The 19,588-nt window shown below is 47.8% G+C and carries 13 protein-coding genes; 7 read left to right on the top strand and 6 right to left on the bottom strand.

What is annotated here, in order from left to right:
- Window positions 1–74: 74 nt before the first annotated feature.
- Genes ACYZ97_RS11855 through ACYZ97_RS11830 form a run of 6 tightly spaced genes read left to right on the top strand, consistent with a single transcriptional unit; the run spans window position 75 to window position 5,782 of the window.
- Entirely contained in the window at window positions 75–785 is a 711-nt protein-coding gene (locus ACYZ97_RS11855) for a sulfate transporter family protein (protein WP_473300705.1), read from the top strand.
- Between the two features lie 49 nt (window positions 786–834).
- Entirely contained in the window at window positions 835–1,494 is a 660-nt protein-coding gene (locus ACYZ97_RS11850; RefSeq protein WP_473299111.1) for a phosphoribosylanthranilate isomerase, read from the top strand.
- Between the two features lie 56 nt (window positions 1,495–1,550).
- Window positions 1,551–2,717, top strand: a complete 1,167-nt coding sequence (gene trpB, locus ACYZ97_RS11845; RefSeq protein WP_473300704.1) for a tryptophan synthase subunit beta — start codon at window positions 1,551–1,553, stop codon at window positions 2,715–2,717.
- 9 nt (window positions 2,718–2,726) lie between these two features.
- On the top strand, window positions 2,727–3,554 hold the full coding sequence (trpA, locus tag ACYZ97_RS11840) for a tryptophan synthase subunit alpha (protein ID WP_473299110.1): 828 nt from the start codon (window positions 2,727–2,729) through the stop codon (window positions 3,552–3,554).
- Between the two features lie 22 nt (window positions 3,555–3,576).
- A complete protein-coding gene (accD, locus tag ACYZ97_RS11835; protein ID WP_473299109.1) occupies window positions 3,577–4,446 on the top strand; it encodes an acetyl-CoA carboxylase, carboxyltransferase subunit beta in 870 nt (289 codons plus the stop codon).
- A gap of 55 nt (window positions 4,447–4,501) precedes the next feature.
- Window positions 4,502–5,782 (top strand): bifunctional folylpolyglutamate synthase/dihydrofolate synthase, encoded by a 1,281-nt coding sequence (locus ACYZ97_RS11830; RefSeq protein ID WP_473300703.1) that lies wholly within the window; start codon window positions 4,502–4,504, stop codon window positions 5,780–5,782.
- Window positions 5,783–5,917: 135 nt separating this feature from the next.
- On the opposite strand, the gene trxA is transcribed toward ACYZ97_RS11830, so the two are convergent.
- The 6 genes from trxA to ACYZ97_RS11800 all read right to left on the bottom strand — a co-directional run bounded on the left by trxA (window position 5,918) and on the right by ACYZ97_RS11800 (window position 17,707).
- Complete coding sequence (trxA, locus tag ACYZ97_RS11825) at window positions 5,918–6,238, bottom strand: thioredoxin (RefSeq protein ID WP_473299107.1); 321 nt, start codon at window positions 6,236–6,238, stop codon at window positions 5,918–5,920.
- Between the two features lie 181 nt (window positions 6,239–6,419).
- Entirely contained in the window at window positions 6,420–9,902 is a 3,483-nt protein-coding gene (gene addA, locus ACYZ97_RS11820) for a double-strand break repair helicase AddA (RefSeq protein ID WP_473299105.1), read from the bottom strand.
- Window positions 9,899–12,985 (bottom strand): double-strand break repair protein AddB, encoded by a 3,087-nt coding sequence (gene addB / locus ACYZ97_RS11815; RefSeq protein ID WP_473299103.1) that lies wholly within the window; start codon window positions 12,983–12,985, stop codon window positions 9,899–9,901. Before addB ends, addA begins: the two co-directional genes overlap by 4 nt.
- Window positions 12,982–13,707 (bottom strand): nucleotidyltransferase family protein, encoded by a 726-nt coding sequence (locus tag ACYZ97_RS11810; protein ID WP_473299101.1) that lies wholly within the window; start codon window positions 13,705–13,707, stop codon window positions 12,982–12,984. The genes addB and ACYZ97_RS11810 overlap by 4 nt, the downstream gene beginning before the upstream one ends.
- A complete protein-coding gene (gene tsaE, locus ACYZ97_RS11805) occupies window positions 13,707–15,197 on the bottom strand; it encodes a tRNA (adenosine(37)-N6)-threonylcarbamoyltransferase complex ATPase subunit type 1 TsaE (RefSeq protein WP_473299099.1) in 1,491 nt (496 codons plus the stop codon). The genes ACYZ97_RS11810 and tsaE overlap by 1 nt, the downstream gene beginning before the upstream one ends.
- Entirely contained in the window at window positions 15,194–17,707 is a 2,514-nt protein-coding gene (locus tag ACYZ97_RS11800) for a PAS domain-containing sensor histidine kinase (RefSeq protein ID WP_473299098.1), read from the bottom strand. Before ACYZ97_RS11800 ends, tsaE begins: the two co-directional genes overlap by 4 nt.
- 150 nt (window positions 17,708–17,857) lie before the next feature.
- On the opposite strand from ACYZ97_RS11800, the gene ACYZ97_RS11795 reads away from it, so the two are divergent.
- A complete protein-coding gene (locus ACYZ97_RS11795; RefSeq protein ID WP_473299096.1) occupies window positions 17,858–19,573 on the top strand; it encodes a lysozyme inhibitor LprI family protein in 1,716 nt (571 codons plus the stop codon).
- The last annotated feature ends 15 nt before the right edge of the window (window positions 19,574–19,588 follow it).

Below are 19,588 nucleotides of genomic sequence, written 5' to 3'. Positions count from 1 at the left end.
GACAAAGAAACAGAATAGCTAGAACCTGTAAAAACATCTTGTTTCTTATACGCGACTTTCTTATTTACTCCAACATGATTTTAAATTCTGTCTCCATGGCTTTTCAGCGCCTTTTCACCCCACCCTATCGTTCCATGCTATGGAAATCGCTCGCCATGACATTATTGGTACTGGCCCTATTATGGTTTGCCGTACGCGCTTTTTTCTTAAGCTTTGTCTTTCCATGGATTTTATCCTTTCTGCCCGGCATGCCGGATTGGGTCGGCTGGATCGGTTTCATAGGGCTCATTATTTTCAGTTTCGGATTGGCCCTTGTCATGGCTTTGTTGATTGCCCCGATTACAGCGCTCATCGGCGGCTTCTTTATTGATGATGCAGCCGAAGTCATCGAATGTGAAGATTATCCAACAGATCCAAAAGGAAAAGCCCTATCACTCGGCCGCTCCACAGTGATTTCACTGAAATTTTTGCTCTTGAGTCTCATCGGAAACGCGATTGCACTGGCGCTTTTTTTCGTCCCCGGCATCAATCTGGTCGCCTTTTATGTAATCAATGGCTATCTTTTGGGGCGAGAATATTTTTCTTTTGCCGCCATGCGACTACGTGAAGAAAACGAAGCTTACGCCTTTTACCGACAGCATAGTTTTACGGTTTTTTGTGCAGGCCTTGTCATTGCAATCTTTGTCTCTGTTCCTGTTCTTAATCTGGCCTCGCCACTTTTTGCTGCAGCCCTTATGACGCATCTGCACAAACAGTTGAGCGCAAAGCCGCCCATAACTGTCTGACTTATTGTTGAACTCGACTTTGCCATCATTTTATGAAAGAACAATTTTCATGAAAACAGATGTTAAAATATGCGGACTGAAAACACACGACTGTGTCAAAGCAGCCCTTGATAATGGTGCCAGCCATATCGGCTTTATTTTCTTTGAAAAAAGTCCCCGTAATATCTCTCCTAGAGAGGCTGCCCCTCTGCGTCATCTTGCCAAGGACCATGCTAAAAGTGTGGCGGTAACCGTTGATGCAAATGATGCCTTTCTTGACGAAATCATGCGTGAAATGGCACCCGACATCATCCAATTTCATGGCCATGAAAGCCCTGAGCGTGTAACGCAAATCAAAAAACGCTACAATGTCGGCACGATTAAGGCTTTTGCTATCCGTGAGAAGGCTGATCTTACCGCCATTACACCCTATCAGGGTATTGCCGATCTATTTCTTTTTGATGCCAAAGCACCGGAAGGAGTCGATCTTCCCGGTGGAAATGGTATATCATTTGACTGGAATGTGCTGCGTCATCTTGACGAAACGATAGCATACATGCTTTCGGGTGGATTAAATGCCAACAATATCGGTGAAGCGCTTATTAAAACGCATACGCGCGCCATTGATATTTCTTCTGGTGTCGAGACGGCTCCAGGCATAAAAGATAAAAGGCGCATTGATGAATTTTTTGCGGCTGTACGCAAAGCGGAACAAGATTTAGGAGATTAAGGGTGACAAAAGCGGTTGAACTAAATTCCTACCGGACGGGCCCTGATGAAACAGGCATGTTCGGTATCTATGGCGGGCGTTTTGTTGCTGAAACACTAATGCCACTTATTCTTGAGCTGCAGCAGGCCTATAATGACGCCAAGAACGACCCCGCTTTCAAACGTGAACTCGCCGAGCTTTCTACCCATTACGCTGGACGCCCGTCCAAACTCTATTTTGCCGAACGGCTGACACAGGAACTGGGCGGCGCCAAAATCTATTTAAAACGCGAAGATTTGAACCATACCGGCTCACACAAGGTCAATAACTGCCTAGGCCAGATTTTATTGGCCAAACGCATGGGAAAAACCCGCATCATCGCCGAAACCGGTGCTGGCCAACACGGTGTGGCCGCCGCCACTGTCTCGGCACGTTTTGGCCTACCTTGTACCGTCTATATGGGCGCAACCGATGTCGAGCGACAAAAACCCAACGTCTTCCGTATGAAATTACTCGGCGCCACAGTCAACGCAGTTGCCGCCGGTCATGGTACGTTAAAAGACGCCATGAACGAAGCCCTGCGCGACTGGGTATCCAATGTCCATGACACCTATTATCTCATTGGCACAGCCGCTGGCCCACACCCTTATCCGGAACTCGTACGTGATTTTCAGTCTGTCATTGGACAAGAAGCCAGAGAACAAATTCTGGAGCGTGAAGGCCGTCTTCCCGATACGATTATTGCGGCTGTCGGTGGCGGTTCAAACTCTATCGGCCTATTTCATCCTTTCCTTGATGATAAATCGGTCGAAATTATCGGTGTCGAAGCAGGCGGACGCGGGCTTGAAGGCGTTGAGCATTGTGCCTCAATGACGGCAGGTTCACCCGGCGTTCTACATGGCAACCGCACCTATCTGCTGCAAGATTCTGATGGCCAGATTATCGAAGGCCATTCGGTTTCTGCCGGCCTTGACTACCCTGGTGTCGGACCTGAACATTCCTGGCTCAAGGATACAGGCCGCGTTAAATATGTACCGATTATGGATGATGAAGCGCTTGAAGCCTTCCAATATCTAACACGGATAGAAGGTATTATGCCTGCTCTTGAATCTTCGCATGCGCTGGCACAAGCAATGAAACTCGCACCCAAAATGGCCAAGGACAAGATCATTATTGTCAATCTTTCCGGACGTGGCGACAAGGATGTCCACACCGTTGGCAGTCTGCTCGGCATGGAAATGTAAGGTGACAAAATGACAACACGTATCGATACTACTTTTAAAAACCTCAAAACCCAAAACCGCCCTGCGCTTGTCACCTATATGATGGCCGGTGATCCGGATTATCAAACAGCGCTTTCCATCCTGAAAGCATTACCACAAGCTGGCAGTGACATCATCGAAGTCGGCATGCCTTTTTCTGATCCCATGGCTGACGGCCCAGCCATTCAGGCAGCAGGTCTGCGTGCGCTCAAAGGCGGCCAGACCCTGAAAAAAACATTGTCTATGGTCGCTGATTTCCGCCAATCCAATGACACAACACCCATCGTTTTAATGGGCTATTACAACCCCATCTATGTGTATGGCGTTGAACAGTTTCTGAAAGATGCCAAAGCTGCCGGTATCGATGCTCTGCTGATCGTCGACCTGCCGCCGGAAATGGATGAGGAACTTTGCCTACCGACACTGGCCGCAGGACTTAATTTCATTCGTCTGGCAACCCCGACCACAGATGCAAAACGTCTGCCCACTGTGTTAAAAAACACATCCGGTTTTGTCTATTATATATCGATGACAGGTATCACCGGTACAGCACTTACCAATACCGACACAATCGGTGACGCAGTAAAACGCATCAAAGAACATACCACTTTGCCAATTGCGGTTGGATTTGGTATCAAAACGGAAGAACAAGCCAAGACAATCGCTAAAAATGCCGATGGCGTTGTCGTCGGCTCGGCCATTGTTAGTGCCATTGCCTCAACCCTTGACGAAAAGGGACAAAGCACAGGCGATGCGGTTCTAGCAGCGACCAATATTGTCAAAGCCCTTGCACGCGGTGTCTCACAGGCACGCGATTAACAGTTAAAAAGAGAGAAACGACATGAACTGGATTACCAATTATGTCCGCCCGAAGATCAATTCGATGCTGGGAAAGCGTGATATGCCGGAAAATCTCTGGATCAAAGATCCAGTTAGCGGCGAGATGGTATTCCACAAGGATCTGGAGAATAACCAGTTTGTCGTTCCCGGTTCCGGCTATCACATGCGCATTCCTACTAAAGACAGGCTGAAGCATTTTTTCGATAATGGCACTTATGAAATTCTCGAAAATCCGAAAGTTACGACCGATCCGCTGAAATTCCGCGATGAAAAGAAATACATCGACCGCCTGAAAGACTATCGTGCAAAATTAGGAGTCGATGACGATATTACCAATGCTCGCGGCACAATTGAAGGCCTGCCGATCATTGCCACCGTGCAAGACTTCGCCTTTATGGGCGGCTCGCTTGGCATGGCTGCCGGTGAGGCAATTATCAAAGGATTTGAAACAGCTATTGCCGAAAAACGCCCATTGGTGTTTTTTGTTGCTTCAGGTGGCGCACGCATGCAGGAAGGTATTTTGTCACTCATGCAGATGCCACGAACCACTGTTGCTGTTGAAATGATGAAAGAAGCCGGACTTCCCTATATTGTGGTGCTAACCAACCCGACCACCGGCGGCGTAACGGCTTCCTATGCCATGCTGGGTGACATCCATATTGCAGAACCCGGCGCAATGATCGGCTTTGCCGGTCCACGCGTAATCCAGCAGACTATCCGTGAAACATTGCCGGAGGGTTTCCAGAGCGCAGAATATCTACAGGAACATGGCATGGTCGATATGGTGGTTTCACGTCTTGAAATGAAAGAGACCATTGCGCGGCTTTTGAAAATCATGATGAAAAAACCGGCCACACAAAAGGCTGCGTGAAAGAGCAAAATAGACTGTGACGGCAAGCAAAGCTGAAACGCTCATCAATGATCTAATGACCCTTCATCCCAAGGGGTTTGATCTTTCGCTAACACGCATATACGCGCTTCTGGAAAGACTCGGTCGCCCACAAGACCGTTTGCCGCCCGTCATCCATATTGCCGGAACCAACGGCAAAGGATCCACATCGGCTTTCTGTCGGGCTATTCTGGAAGCAGCGGGCTATAATGTCCATGTTCATACATCACCACATCTCGTTCATTGGCATGAGCGTTATCGTATCGGCCAAAAAGGCGGCGGAAAACTCGTTGACGACACCCTCTTTGCTGATGCTATTCGCCGCGTTGCAACTGCCAACCAAGGTCAAAAAATCACTGTTTTTGAAATTTTAAGTGCCGTTGCCTTTTTACTGTTTTCCGAACAGCCCGCAGATGCGGTCATCTTGGAAGTGGGACTGGGGGGGCGATTTGATGCCACCAATGTTATCAATAAAAGTGCTGTCAGTGTCATCACGCCCGTTTCACTCGACCATATTGCTTTTCTTGGCGATACAATCGAAAAAATAGCTTTCGAAAAAGCCGGAATCATTAAAGAACGATGCCCTGTTGTTATCGGCCAACAACGCACAGATGCCGCAATTGCTGTCTTGTGCCAAAAAGCGGAAAGTGTCAAAGCGCCGGTCTCCATTTATGGGCAAGATTTCACCGGCTTTATAGAACATGGCCGCATGGCGTTCCAAAATGACAGCGGGCTGATGGATCTGCCATTACCGCATTTGATTGGCCACCATCAAATCAGCAATGCTGCAACCGCTATAGAAGCCGTGTTAAAAGCGGGCTTTAATATCAATGAAGAATCCATTGCACAAGCAATGGATACCGTGAGCTGGCCTGCCCGTATGCAACATCTCACAACCGGAAAATTAGTTAAACGATTACCCCAAACTATGGATATCTGGTTGGATGGCGGGCATAATCCCGATGCTGGCATGATGATCGCTGAAACTATGCGCTTGCTTAATCAACGCGATCCCAAGCCGCTCATCCTCTTATCCGGCATGATCAACACCAAAGATGCCGGTGGCTATTTTAGCTCCTTCAAAGGCATGGCTGAAGCCGTCTATACCGTTCCGGTCAATTCAAGCGATGCAGGCATTCCCCCGCAAGAATTGGCAGAAACAATCAATAAATCAGGTTTAAAAGCCGCATCATTTGATACAATCGATCAGGCACTGCAACAAATCGCCAAAAATACACCCGATGCACGCTTGCTGATTTCCGGTTCGCTCTATCTGGCAGGTACTATTCTATTCGAAAATGGCACACTGCCACAATAAACCAACAACATCAAAAGCGACGAAGGTTTTTAACCTCCATCAACAAATCTACGATTGGCTTTAAAGTAAGGCGCGCATAAAAACAGCCGGTCAATAACCGGCTGTCTATCATTTACGCATTTGCAATATATTTATTTAAAGAGCGCCTTTAATCCAGTCCGCTAAGCGGCTCTTAGGCGCCGCACCCACCATATTGGATGCAACTTCCCCATCCTTGAACAGCAGCAATGTCGGGATGGAACGCACACCAAACTGGGTAGCCAGTTCAGGATTCTCATCAATGTTGATCTTGGCGATCTTGATCTGCCCCTGCATTTCCGTGGCGATTTCATCCAATGAAGGTGCAATCATTTTGCACGGACCACACCATTCTGCCCAGAAATCCACGACAACCGGTTCAGCGCTTTTCAAAACATCGCTCTCGAAATTATTCGTATCCACTTTGATGGTAGCCATAAACCCTCATCCTTTACGTTTTCAAGTCACAGATAACATATACACATGCTTCCATCACCTGATCATTCTATAACACATTCTCAATCACTTGCCAGCAAGCGGCCTTGAAATATATTTAATCTGCCCCTGTATGTGGCGATCATCAGTGCTTTCGTCAAGTCCTGTCTTAATAAGAAACGTATCAAGACCGGCCTATTGGCAACGCCAATTGATCCAGTTCAGTCTGTAAAGCGGCATCATCATAACAGAAGAAACGTGGGCCACGGCTATAAATCAACATAGCCTCTATATGTTTGTCTGGATAAAGCGGTTTCAATAAAGCTGCATAAAGTGCCAATTGTGCCCGATAGACGAAAGGAACCTCATTCTTATTGTTTGGCATATAACCGGTTTTGAAATCAGCAATAATCAACCGGTCATCCGTGACACCAAGCCGATCGATCTGCCCCGAAACCGGAATTTTTCGCCCAGCCCAGTCAATAACCCCCATAATAGAGACTTCTGCACGAGCTCCATCCACAAAAAGAGGCTGCAACTGCTCATCATCCAAGAGCCGCATAACATGGTTTTCTATATCATCTATCACCGCAATATCAGCATGCGGCCATACCTGCCCGACATATTGGCGCAAACGTACACGACGTTGATCAGGCGCAATATCCGGCAAATATTGTAAAAGCGCATGGATTACATTACCCTTCTCCATTGCTTTTGATGATGCAGGGGCCACATCATATAAAACCGGTGATATCAATAATCGATCTGTTATTTCTTCCGCATCCGCTTCGATAGAAACAGAGGTCTTTGACGGATTAAGCGGACGCGGCAGTGCATCTTCACGTTGCATCGGATGAAGAAAATAATCAGGTAGAGAAGAAAATGCTGCGGATTTTTCAACAACCGCCATTTCATCCTTAAAAGGCGGCATATCGGCACGCTGATAACGCCATGCGGCAATTGCCGGATCAGGTGACACAGCATCCTGCAAGATCGGCTCAAGTGCTGTCCGCACCATCGGCGCCCATGTCTCCTCCTGCGGTCTTTGCCCACGATAGCCACAAACAATAAGGCGGTCTTCGGCACGGGTCATACCGACATAAAGTAGGCGGCGATATTCTTCTTGCGCACGCTCTTTCAGCGCGTCAATCACAAGCGCACATTTTTGTACCTTCAACCGGCTATTGGGTATCCATACCGGTACGGCCTGCGATGATGCGCCGATCATCACCATTTTCGGCTCATGCTGGCTATTCCATATACGGCTTCCAGAATCGACCAGAAAAACAACTGCGCCCTCAAGACCCTTGGCCGCATGCACTGTCATAATGCGCACTTCTTCACGATTCTGGTCAAGTTCACGCTTAATTTCAGGATTTTCCGACTGCAATACCTGTAAAAAATTCTGTAACCCGGGCAGACCGTTTTGTTGTACGCTCAATGTATAATCAAGAAAAGCATCCAATACATCGCTGGCTTCCGAACCAAGACGCGCCAAGAATTTCTGTCGTCCACCATCTGCACTCAAAATATTGCTGTAAAATTCGAATACCGGCATCTGATCGGCTATTTTCCGATAATGGGTCAGGCAATCAACAAAAGACTGATAAGCGGTTTCTCCTTTTAATGCTGCCGCCTGCACACTTTGCCATAATGTGCCGTTACGTTTATAGGCAAGCTTGAAAAGATCATCTTCAGTCAAATCAAAAAGCGGACTTTTGAAAAGACCGGCAAGCGCCAGATCATCCTGTGGCTGCAAAACGAACTGCCCTAAAGCCATAAGATCACGAACCGCAATATGTCGTGTTAACTGCAACCGGTCGGCACCAGCAACCGGAATGCCCCTATTTTTAAGTGCACGGTTAAGTGCAGGCACAAACTGGTCGCGCTTGCGCACTAGAATCATAATATCACCGGCCCGCATACACCGATTTTGTCCCGGCAAGGGTTCACCCTTTTCCAGCCAACCTGCAATAGTTGCGGCAATCGTCTCAGCCAGACGCACAGCCGGTGCGCGCAACTGGTCAACCGGTACGCGCCAATCTTCAGGCTCTTCCACTATTTCGGGTGAAAAAGCTTCCCATATATCGACCTCTCCCGGCTCATTCTTGCGAATAGCCTCATGCACCGTTTTTTCAGGCTCCGCAGAAAGTCCCTTATAATTTTCCTCACATGAAAAAACCTGATCGACAGCCGACAGCACCTCATGGGTCGAGCGGAAAGAAAAATCGAGCCTGATATTACTGAAAATACGCCCGGCCGCATCAACACGCTTTCTAATAGCCCGCCCATTGGCCGCAAAATCTTCAGGAGCAGCCCCCTGAAAAGAATAGATCGACTGTTTTTCGTCACCAACGGCAAAGACTGTGCGCTCGACATCACGCTGTCCACTGCCGACAAAAAATTCGCCTGAAAGCAGTTGGACAATTTCCCATTGCGCCGGACTTGTATCCTGCGCCTCATCTACCAGAATATGATCAATGCCGCGATCAAGCTTATATTGTACCCATTGACCGGCACCACGCCGTTTCAAGAGCCGCAAAGTGGAATAGATTAAATCATCAAAATCCAGCAACCCTTTATATTTCTTCTGCTGTTCATAATGGAAAAGCAGATTATCAATCAGTGTATAGGCATGATCGTTAAGGGTAATCAGCTCAATGGTTTTAAGCTGATCGAACAAGGTTTCAAGCCGTTGCTGTTTTTCTTCCAACAAAACAGAAGCATCCGGGAATGCCTCCCGCAAGGCTTTCGGTACAATCTGGGCTAAGCCGCGCCGTTCACCGGCCGCCGTAAAATAGGCTTTCTGGGCAAGAGCGATAATCATATCATTGTCTTGCGCATTTTTAACGCTATCCAGCAGCGCGACCAGTTCACGACTTTTAGCCCCGCCATGCGTCATAAATAATGCACACTGATCAGCAGATAATAACGCCTCTGTCTGAATAGACCCAATCAGACTCTGCCTATCAACACTATCACCAAGACCAAAGAGTGTACGCAAAGTATCCACTCTGTTGCTGCAAGCCGCCAAAAACTTCTTAAGCGCCTGCCGATTGGCAACAGCGGCATCGAACAAAGCCGTCAAACCCGTCTCGCCAACAGTTTCAATCAGTATCGAAAATGCACGATTGAGCTTTTCATCCTCACCTTGATAAGCACGTATAATCAAGGCACGACGTGTTTCGTCCATCATGGCTTGCGCCATGCGGTCATCCATCAATTCAAAATGGCCTGCAATATTGGCTTCCAGCGGAAACTGATGAAGCAAAGCTTCACAAAAAGCGTGTATGGTCTGTATCTTCAGTCCACCCGGCGTTTCCAATGCATGGGCAAAAAGACGCCGTGCCTGCTTCAACCGTTCCGGTGAAGGTTGGCTATTTTCCAATTTCTTAAGCGCGCGTCCAAGATTTTCATCATCCATTGATGTCCATTGTGACAGACGATCAAAAATTCGCGCCTGCATAACAGCCGCCGCCGCTTTGGTATAGGTAAGACAAAGAATGCGCGCCGGTGGCGTACCGGCCATCAACAAACGGATAACACGCTCGGTCAAAACATGGGTTTTACCCGATCCGGCATTAGCAGACACCCAGACGCTGCGCTCAGGGTCAGCAGCTTGTGCTTGAGCCATCAATGCCCGTTCAGGAATGATGCGGCTATTCATTGATCTACCTCCGCATTGGCCGCCGATGACCACTCCAGAACACGCGCCAGATGTTCGTAATCATCTTCATAAGAAACAACCATCGGCAAAGCCCGCGACAGATAACCCTGACTTTCATCGCTATAAAGTGTGATTAGCTCTTCCAGACGTCGCCATGATTCTTCACTAAGCTCGGCGGCTGACTTCTTTGCCGCCTTCGGCACACTTTGTTGATAGACCTCTCCACGCGATGTCAACCGGACATAGAGGAGATCGTCCGGTGTCATTGCGCCGCAATCGGCAAAGCCGCCGCGCTGCAAAAGTGCGCCTTCAAGCGCCAATTGTGGCGCAAGAAGATGGGCCGCCTGTGGTAATGAAGGCGATGATCCGGTCTTGAAGTCGATAATATCGGCCCCGCCGCCTGATAATGCATCAATACGGTCGGCCCGCCCTGAAAGCGTGATATCCGTTGCACCAATCATGACAGGAGAAGCACCAATTTCAGCATATTTCGTTTTAACCGAACGGGCATTTTCCCATATCAGATAATTCTTGGCCAAAACACTGAAGCGTGGCCACCATATAGCCTCGATATCCAGTGGAAGTTGCATATTATCAAATTGCGCGCGGGCAATCTCGATCAAATAATCGTAGTCGCTGCGCGTGCCTTTTTGATCCTGCGACGTGACATAATGGGCGATAATGTCATGATAGAGCGTACCACGCTCGGCAGCCGATGGCGCACGAATCAGATCATCCAAAGGCTTGAGCCCTAAAATGCGACGGGCATAAATAGCATAAGGATCACGCCGTAAGGTTTCAATTTCGGTCACTGAAAAATGCGACGGACGGCTGGCAAGCGGCGGACGCGGACAAGGCTGGAGGGCAAAGGGGCGATCAGCAGCCTGATCGATCTGTCGCGCCCAATCAAGATAGATACGCCCCCTTTGGCGCAAAGCAGCACTTGCAACCGATCCCAAAACCGTCTCAATACGCTGCAGCCAGCGTGATGCAACGGCTGGCGCATTATCCATACGCAAAGCCCGAGACAAGATAAGCCTGTCGGCGCCCATTGCCATCTGAAAGTCATGGGCGGCAAGACCAATACGCCGTTCGGGCGGTTCCAACCCCATGGACATTTTCATCATTCGCGACATGAACGGGTCATTACGCCCACTCGCTGGTGAGCGGCCTTCATTAAGAGCCCCGATAACCACCGTATCAACAGTTTGCAAACGCGCTTCCAGGCCGCCCCATATAAACAATCGCGGATGGCCGCGGCCACGCTTTTGTATGGCTTGCCCTGCCAATAACGCGGTTATTATATCAGGCCATTCATCGGTATTAAATGTAAATTGCGATTGCTGGACCAATAATTTTCGCATCAACGCAATCAAGGCCTGTCCGGCTTCACCATGATAAAGTATATCCAATGACCCGCTATGACTGCGGCTGACATTTTCAAGCGTTGCAACGGTTGATGTGACAGCTTCATTGACACTGACAACAGCCTTTTTATTAGCAAAATCAATCAACGGCGCCAAAGCAACGATCAACAAACCAACCAGTTCCTGCGCTTCCTCAACGGCCTGTGGCAATTCTGCATGGGCTGCCAGACGAGAATCCGCCATGATACGCTCAAGCCGTTTTTTAATAAAGTCATGCAGCTCAAGCACTGATATATTTCCTGTACCACCACGCAGGAAAACCCGTTCGAAACGTTCTGCCTTTTCACGCAAATCCGCTCTTTCCAGCCCCAATGTTACCAAAGGATGTTTGAGTAGTGATAGAAAAGCAACCGGATCACCGGGCTGAAAAACCACCGACAATAAAAGCCGCATTAATATTAATGGCGATGATTCCAACAATGGCTGCCCACCTGAATCATCAGCCTCGATTCCAAAACGTTTCAACTCTGACGAAACACGGCGCGCCAATGTCCGGTCACTGGTAATAAGAGCCGCTGTTTTATCCGGCATCTCAATTGCCTGACGCAGTGCCAAAGCAATCGCCAATGCTTCCTCCCGCTCACTGGCAGCCTCGACCAAGGCAATATGGTCAAAAGCACCTTCATCATCCGCATGCCCTAATGCTGCCCATTGATCGGTGGCATCGGCTGGACGCAAGGCTTCACTAATCAATTTTTCACGCTGGCGCTTTGGTTTCGATACATGGCCCAGATGAATAACATCATCACGCCCGACACCGATAATATCCAACAATTTTTTAAGGCCGTATTGCGGATGTCCAAAAAGGGCAGGATCCCGATCAGCAAAACCCAATATCTGCCACGCACTGCCATCCATATCACGATCAAGACCAGGCAGAATAACTGCACCCCGAGGACTATCAGCAATCGCTTTCAACAAAAGCGCTGTTGCCGGTACAGAACCGGTTGAACCAAGTGCAATAACCGGCCCACGCGGCGGATTTTCTGCAATCCGTTTTGCCGCCAAATGCAACGCACGGGTTTTCCATGCTGCCGGATTGCTCTGTTTCTTTTCTTTCAATATACCAGGCCAGACATTGCCGACAATGGTCAGAAAATCCAATGTCACCTGCCACCATTCGGCAACATCATCGGGGGCAATATCGACAAGCTTTTTCCAATCCGCTTCTTCACGATCCATCTCGTCAATCAGATGGGCAAGATCAGCAGCCAACCAGACCGCATCAGCCGCACTTGCCGGAATGGTCACATCTTCCGAGCCAAAAACCGAACGCACATGATGGGGGAGATTTTCGCGCCATGGCTGGATCAATCGTGCCAGAATCAACTGCCGTTCAAAAACATCAATGGGCGGCGCCAATTGCAAACCGATATCGCTATGGAACGAAAAAAAATTCTCATCCTCATCAACATCACCAAGCGCACGAATTGTCGGTAAAAAGCTTGATTGTAACGGATGACGTTCAACAAAACCTGAGCGCAGTGCACGGGCCGCACGTTGTGTCGGCACATAGATTGTCATATTTGCCAAAGCAAGCGGATTATCCTGTGCCGGTATAAAATCTTCTATAATTTCCCCCGCCAGCAATGCTTCGATAAAAGTCGGTAGAAATGCTGCACCCGGCGGGATTGAAAAAAGGCGTGTTTTTGTCATGCTTCCTGCCTTTCGGCAAGCAACCCTTCAACATGGGTAATCATTTCCATGTTCCCGACTGTATACCAATGTCCTTCAAGCGGAAAACCATAAAGCCGGTTTCGACCAATAGCACGGTCGAAATAGAGATTAAGCGAATGTTTTTCAGCCCGTGCACCGGCAAAAACAGCCTTATGCGTCAAGATAACACCGGCATAAATAACGGCCTCCGGTATATTTTCTGCCGCTCTGACAAGATGTCTCATGTCATCCATCAGAAAATCGCCACGCTCCGGCCCCGCCGCCTGATCACGCCGTACCGTCATCAACAGCATATCCATGCCGTCACCGTCAAAAAAATCGGCCATTGCCAACAACGTCGAGCGATATCCGTCAATCCAGAATGTATCGGCATTGAGAATATAAAAAGGTGCATCATCAAGATAGGGAAGCGCTTTGACAACCCCACCGGCAGAATCGAGCAATTCGCTACGTTCATCCGATATGGTAATTGAAAAATCATTACGCTTTTCAAGATGCTCGACAATCTGCTGTCCCAGATGATGGATATTGACAATAAGCTTCTCAACACCAGCTTTCTTGAGATTATCCAGCCCGCGATCAAGCAGGCTGCGACTGGCAATCTCAACCAATGGCTTGGGGATACGATCCGTCAATGGCCGCATGCGTGTGCCAAGACCGGCAGCAAGAACCATCGCCTGTTTGGGTGGATAGATCGACATCAGTCAATCACCCCCAATTCCTGATAGGTATGGCGCAAAGATGCAAGCCGGGGATGTGAAAGATTACGTTTGAGATAGTCAATAATACGCGGTAGATGGTTCATATAAACAGGTTTATTATCGCGTATTTTCAAACGAACAAATCCTCCCATTATTTTTGATGCTCTCTGCGCACCGGCAATCGCATATTGGTAACGGAACGCTTCCATATTAAAATCAGGCGTACCGGCTTGGCGCAAAGCCCCATAATGGGCGACAAGTTCATTCTCGGTCTTTTCATCTATGGTCACACGTGCATCCTGCGCCAATGAAACCATATCATACGCCGTTGTACCAATCATCGCATCCTGAAAATCGATAACACCAATCTGGTCAACACCCGTCTTGGCATCCTGCCATAAAATATTAGGTGAATGGAAATCACGTAAAATAAGACTTTGCTCAGCCATAGACATCTGTTTGAAATAGGGAGCCCATGCCGAGAAGAAAAAAACCTTTTCAGCCTCGCTTGCATCTTTTCCGCCTTGATAAGGCTTATACCAATCCATCAACAGCGCCAATTCAGCAGCCATCGCCTTTTCATCAAAAACAAACAGCCGGCATTCCAGATCATCCCACTTCTTTGTTTGCGGCCATTCTTTTTGATGCAGAACACTTAAAAAAGCAGCGCTTTCAAGATAGCGCTCAACAATCGGCGCACCACCTTCATCGCGAATGCCGGTCTGTCCCAGATCTTCGCATAATAACAAACCGGCATCATAATCAACCGCATGGATTTCCGGTGCCTTGAAACCTTGATCCAACAGCAGACGATCTATGGCAACAAATTGCCCGATATCGGTTGAAAGATGGACTGTCCGTGCATAGTCACCCTGACCATTCGCCTGCAGCACAACCTTAGGTGCATCCATCAGAATTTCACAAAAATCACCCTGCCAGATGGTCTCATAGGAACGCGCCGACGCATCGCCCGTCAAATAACGCCGCTTCGCATGACAGCGTCCATTTATTTCTAAAAAACGACGTTTTTCAAAACTGCGTTGCACGCGTTTGATAGCATCGTCATGACCGCTAATTATGACCTGACGCCCTGCCTTCTCATGATTAATCTCAATGCGCAAGGAAAGAGTCGGCAAAAAGCCATCTCCCTTTTGCGGCCATTCAATCAATACAACACCATCCGCCAGATATTCCTGCAAAGCAAGTTCACGCACTTCAACCGCATCGGTGATGCGATAAAGATCAACATGAGCGACCGGCAAATACAATTCGTCATAATGTTGTACCAATGTAAAAGTCGGGCTAGGCACCTCATAACTATCATCATCGGCCAAAGTGCGGATAATGGCACGCGCCAACGTACTCTTGCCTGCGCCCAAATCACCAACCAGTGCCACGCCATCACCGGCTTTTAAGACAAGGGCAATATCCTCTCCTAAATGTTTTGTTGCCTCTTCATCCGCCAGAAAAAGAGATATATCCATCGTCATGACTGCACCTCTTCATCAGCTTCTGTACCCTCATGCGATTTTTCCACACCACGGCTATCCGATGCACTATGCACAACAGGGACAAGCGGAAAACAACAACAAACGGTTGTTCCTTGTCCCTCACCGGTCTTTATATCTACACTTCCGCCATGCAACTCAACAAAACTCTTGACGATTGAAAGACCCAATCCGGCGCCAGCCCGAGTTCCGTGATGGCTATGCGATGAAAACCGCTTGAACACATGCTGCAAAATATCATCGGGAATACCGCAACCATTATCATGAACCGAAAACAGGATCTGGTCCCCATCCTTTTCACAGGTAAAATCAATAGTCGATTGGGGTGGCGCAAAATCAGCGGCATTGGAAAGTACATTATTGAGAATCTGCCGCAACCGCGCATTATCGGCGTAAAACTCCGGCAGATTACGAGCCATTTTACGCTTGATATGCACGCCGCGCATTTCCAACCGCTCTTCAAAACGTGCCATTGATGACTTCATGACATCACTAATATCGATTTTTTCGACATGCAGCTTCATGATACCCGCATCAACCGTCGCCAAATCCAGAATATCATTGACAATATTGAGTAATTCCATCGACTGCGAACCAATATGGTCAAGATATTCGCGCTGGCGCTCATTCAACGTTCCGAAAGAGGGCGTTTTCATCAGATCGCTGAACCCGATAATATTGGTAAGCGGCGTGCGCAGTTCATAGGAGACATGTTGAATAAAATCATTGCGCAATATATCGGTTGCCAACAGCAGCTCATTATTCTGGCGCAGTGTTTGCGCATAGCGCACATTTGCTGTCACATCGACAAAGGTCAGCATTACCTGTCCTTGCGGCAAAGGAGCAAAAGCAAAATCAAGAATATGATCATCCTGTAAATAGATACGGCCGGATGCCGCATCACGCTGTTCGGAAAATCCGGTTACCCATTCAATAAATTCATGCCAGTTGTCATCTTTGGTTTTGGCCCGACAATACTTGGCAATCTCGCTAATATGCGTTCCCTCTTCCGCCAGTGAATGGGGCAGCGCCCAAACAGTTTTAAACGCTGGATTGGACAGACGTAAACGGCCATCGGCTCCAAACACCACAACCCCTTCCGATAAATGGTCAAGTGTTTCACCCTGCATCTTGATCAGCGTATTGTAACGCGCTTCCAGATCAAGCTTTTCTGTCAGATTTTCAAACAGCCATGTAACGCCGCCCTGCGGCTGGGGATGAGCCAAAACCCGTAAAGTCCGGCCATCGGGCAAATTCCATATATGTTGGACTGTCTCGACACTGCGATAGACAGAAAATAATTCTTCCTGCCATTGCCGCCAATTGGGTTGTTCGGCAATCTGTCCGTTTTCACGTAAACGATCAAGCACCAGTGCATGGGATGGCGCTGTTTCAAGAAAAGCACGATCAAGCGGCCAAAGAGAAACAAAGGACTGGTTGAAAAATTTCAACTTCATATCGGTATTAAAAACAGCGACTGCCGAAGATAAAAGATCAAGCGTTTCGCTATGGCCGGCAGCAAGCTGATTCAAGGCGCTACGCAATTCATTTTGCTCACTTATATCCTTGGCAAAAGCAAGTGCGCGATTATTGTATTTACGATAGTACAATTGAAAACGATACCGCTCCCCATTAAGATTGGTAGATATTTCACCTTCGAATATATCGCCGGACGTCTGTATTTTTTCCAATGTTTCCTGATTGAGCAATTCTGGTAAAGAGGCACTTTCAGCCATTGGACCAACAAGCTGCCGGTAAGCTTCATTACCCCATATAATAGCGCCATTTTCATCATAAACCCAAAATGGTGCGGGTAGAGCCGTAAGGAAGCTGCGCCATTCATCCAGCTTGTTTTCAAGTATATCACCGCGATGTCGATGTTGCGCAAGATCGACAAAGCTATCGCTTAATACGTCAATCTCGAGCATAGCATGGCCAGAAAATATGATACCACGCAAAGCGATAAACTCTTCCTGAACTGTCGCGCCCAGACATTCAAAAGCGTTACCATTCGCCAATAATTGCCCAAGCGGCGTCTGCAAATTCTGCCACGTCTGCGGCGCCAGCCAATTTTCCAAATCATCAAGCCGCGATATTGCCCCACCAAACAATCGGCCAAATATACGCGGTGATTCCTGCGGATCATCCCACAATAAAACGCATTGATCTTTAATACGCAAAAAAGCATCAAAAGAATGATCACGATAAAAGCTGATATCCGCTTGATAGGATTCTATCTGCATCCGCGCTTTTCTTAACCGGGTATAATTGATCAGCGCAGCCAAAAAGCATGTAATGATAAGACCAATGCCAAACGCAAAGCCAAGGTATAAAAATTGAATTCCGGTAACGTCACCTGTTGATCGACTGAAAGACTGCGCCAAAAGTGGCGATGACCCCATCAAAACAAAACCAACAAAACCAAAAAACAAGACCTGTCCAAGCGGCACGAAAAAACTTTCCATACGTGATTGGGCGCGTTTTTGTTGCACGTCGAATTTCCGTTTATACTGACAGCGCTTCACTGCGCCGAATCATTGCAAGTTACCATGCTACACGCTGCAAACGAAATCTTTCCATCACGCATGACAAAGTCATCAAAAGCTTTTAATAAGAGATGATCGCCTCCTTGGATATCTATCATGCGCTTTTTTCTAGTTCTCTTATTCTGGCTCACCACTTCGGCTGTCGCAATGGCCGATTACGTTAATACCGGTTTTGATGAAACGAGTGAAGCGAGTGAAACCTATGATAACTGCATGGAAAAAGCCGTAAACGGCACCAATTATGATTGGCAGATATGCGGTGCTGATTATGAGAAAACGCTTGATAGAATCCTTAATAATCTCTGGCGCTTAATTAACTCAGAAGGGGATAAACCGCTACCAGCGCAATTTCGCCAAAAGCTGCATGCCGAACAGCGAGCATGGATTGCCTTCAAAGAGGGTGCCTGTCGGCCTTTCGAACTCGGTTACGCTGGCCGGCAGGGACAAGTTTTGGAAGGGCCACTTTGCCGTGCGACGATCATCACTGACCGCATTGATGATCTAACACAGGTTCGTATGACATTGTGGCAAGGTTATCCCGATACGATTCTCTATGCCGACTATCAGCATGCCGACCAATTGCTCAACCTTGCCTGGCGCAAAATGATGCCGCGGATCAAAGACAGTCAAGACAACTATGACGATGGCGGCTTTAAGGATTTCGACAGTCCGTCAGAACTTATCCGCGGTGAACAAAAAGACTGGATCAACTTCAAGGAAAAGGCCTGCCAATATGAATTTTCCAATATGAATAAACAGGAAAACGCACAATTTCGTGAAGCATGTCTCGCCAAATTGACGCAAGACCGGCAAAACCAGCTGGCGCAGTATTGCGCGACCTCTGACTGCGGCACCTATTATAAACCCGATGCCTATCAGGAAAAAGACGATTGGATCATTGGCTGCGATCAGGCCTTTAGCTGTACGGCCGTTGGCAACCCGACAGCCGAAAACGATTATGATAGAATCGGCTATATCCGTATCCGCTGGCAATATAACAATCCCGCACCCCCCGATATCCGCATTGTTTTATCGGATAAGTCCATCCCTCAGGGCAAGGGTGAGATCAATTATAAAATAACCGGTGGAGACGAGACGCAGCAAAACTTTCATCTTAATGTTGATAGAAGCTATAATATCAATCGCGACTATAGTTTTGATGCGACTGTGTCGTCCAAAGACAGTCAGGCTTTTATCGCCGCACTTACCAAAAATCGCGCATTGCATTTCGGCCTTGAAGGCAAAAAGCAGCTGACCCTCAACCTTGATGCGTTCAACCTTTTCTATAATGATACCCAATTTTATGTCCATGACATGTATGACGACAAGATTCCACCCTTACCGATAATTAAGCCGGTCTACCTAACCTTTGACAAACAGAAAGAGCCGCGACCAAAAGATATTCCGACGAAAAAAGGTTTTTGTCCGGATGATGGTAGTTACGACCGCAGCTTTCATGGTGCGAATGGACAAGCATTTCGTGCTGTCTGTTATGGTAGCGAATTCACCAATAATTACGAAATTTACCAAGTGGGCAAAAACCGGAAATCAGAACCGGCAGTATTGGATAACAAAGCCAACTGGGGACTGATTTTAAATGACAGTTTTTTTATCCATCAGAATGGCTATATTTTGGATCAATATTGGGAGCTAAAGGACTACAGACCGGATTGTTACAATGCCCATTATCAATATGCCTATGACGGTTCCACATTCCGCCTTGCCAGTGTAGCCGTGAATCCGCAATGCGATCGCGTTAATAGCGATGACTGGCCGGTGATCTACCGCACCGACATCAAGCCCATCAAATAAAAAAGGCCGGATTTC

This window comes from Bartonella sp. bp_1 (assembly GCF_055808085.1).
This window is presented reverse-complemented; position numbering and strand designations above follow the sequence as displayed.

Coding starts and splice junctions, on each gene's coding strand:
- tsaE (WP_473299099.1), bottom strand. CDS start 15,197: ATGACGATGGATATATCTCTTTTTCTGGCGGATGAAGAGGCAACAAAA.
- addB (WP_473299103.1), bottom strand. CDS start 12,985: ATGACAAAAACACGCCTTTTTTCAATCCCGCCGGGTGCAGCATTTCTA.
- ACYZ97_RS11795 (WP_473299096.1), top strand. CDS start 17,858: ATGCGCTTTTTTCTAGTTCTCTTATTCTGGCTCACCACTTCGGCTGTC.
- ACYZ97_RS11810 (WP_473299101.1), bottom strand. CDS start 13,707: ATGTCGATCTATCCACCCAAACAGGCGATGGTTCTTGCTGCCGGTCTT.
- trxA (WP_473299107.1), bottom strand. CDS start 6,238: ATGGCTACCATCAAAGTGGATACGAATAATTTCGAGAGCGATGTTTTG.
- ACYZ97_RS11830 (WP_473300703.1), top strand. CDS start 4,502: ATGACCCTTCATCCCAAGGGGTTTGATCTTTCGCTAACACGCATATAC.
- ACYZ97_RS11855 (WP_473300705.1), top strand. CDS start 75: ATGATTTTAAATTCTGTCTCCATGGCTTTTCAGCGCCTTTTCACCCCA.
- trpB (WP_473300704.1), top strand. CDS start 1,551: ATGTTCGGTATCTATGGCGGGCGTTTTGTTGCTGAAACACTAATGCCA.
- trpA (WP_473299110.1), top strand. CDS start 2,727: ATGACAACACGTATCGATACTACTTTTAAAAACCTCAAAACCCAAAAC.
- accD (WP_473299109.1), top strand. CDS start 3,577: ATGAACTGGATTACCAATTATGTCCGCCCGAAGATCAATTCGATGCTG.
- ACYZ97_RS11850 (WP_473299111.1), top strand. CDS start 835: ATGAAAACAGATGTTAAAATATGCGGACTGAAAACACACGACTGTGTC.
- addA (WP_473299105.1), bottom strand. CDS start 9,902: ATGAATAGCCGCATCATTCCTGAACGGGCATTGATGGCTCAAGCACAA.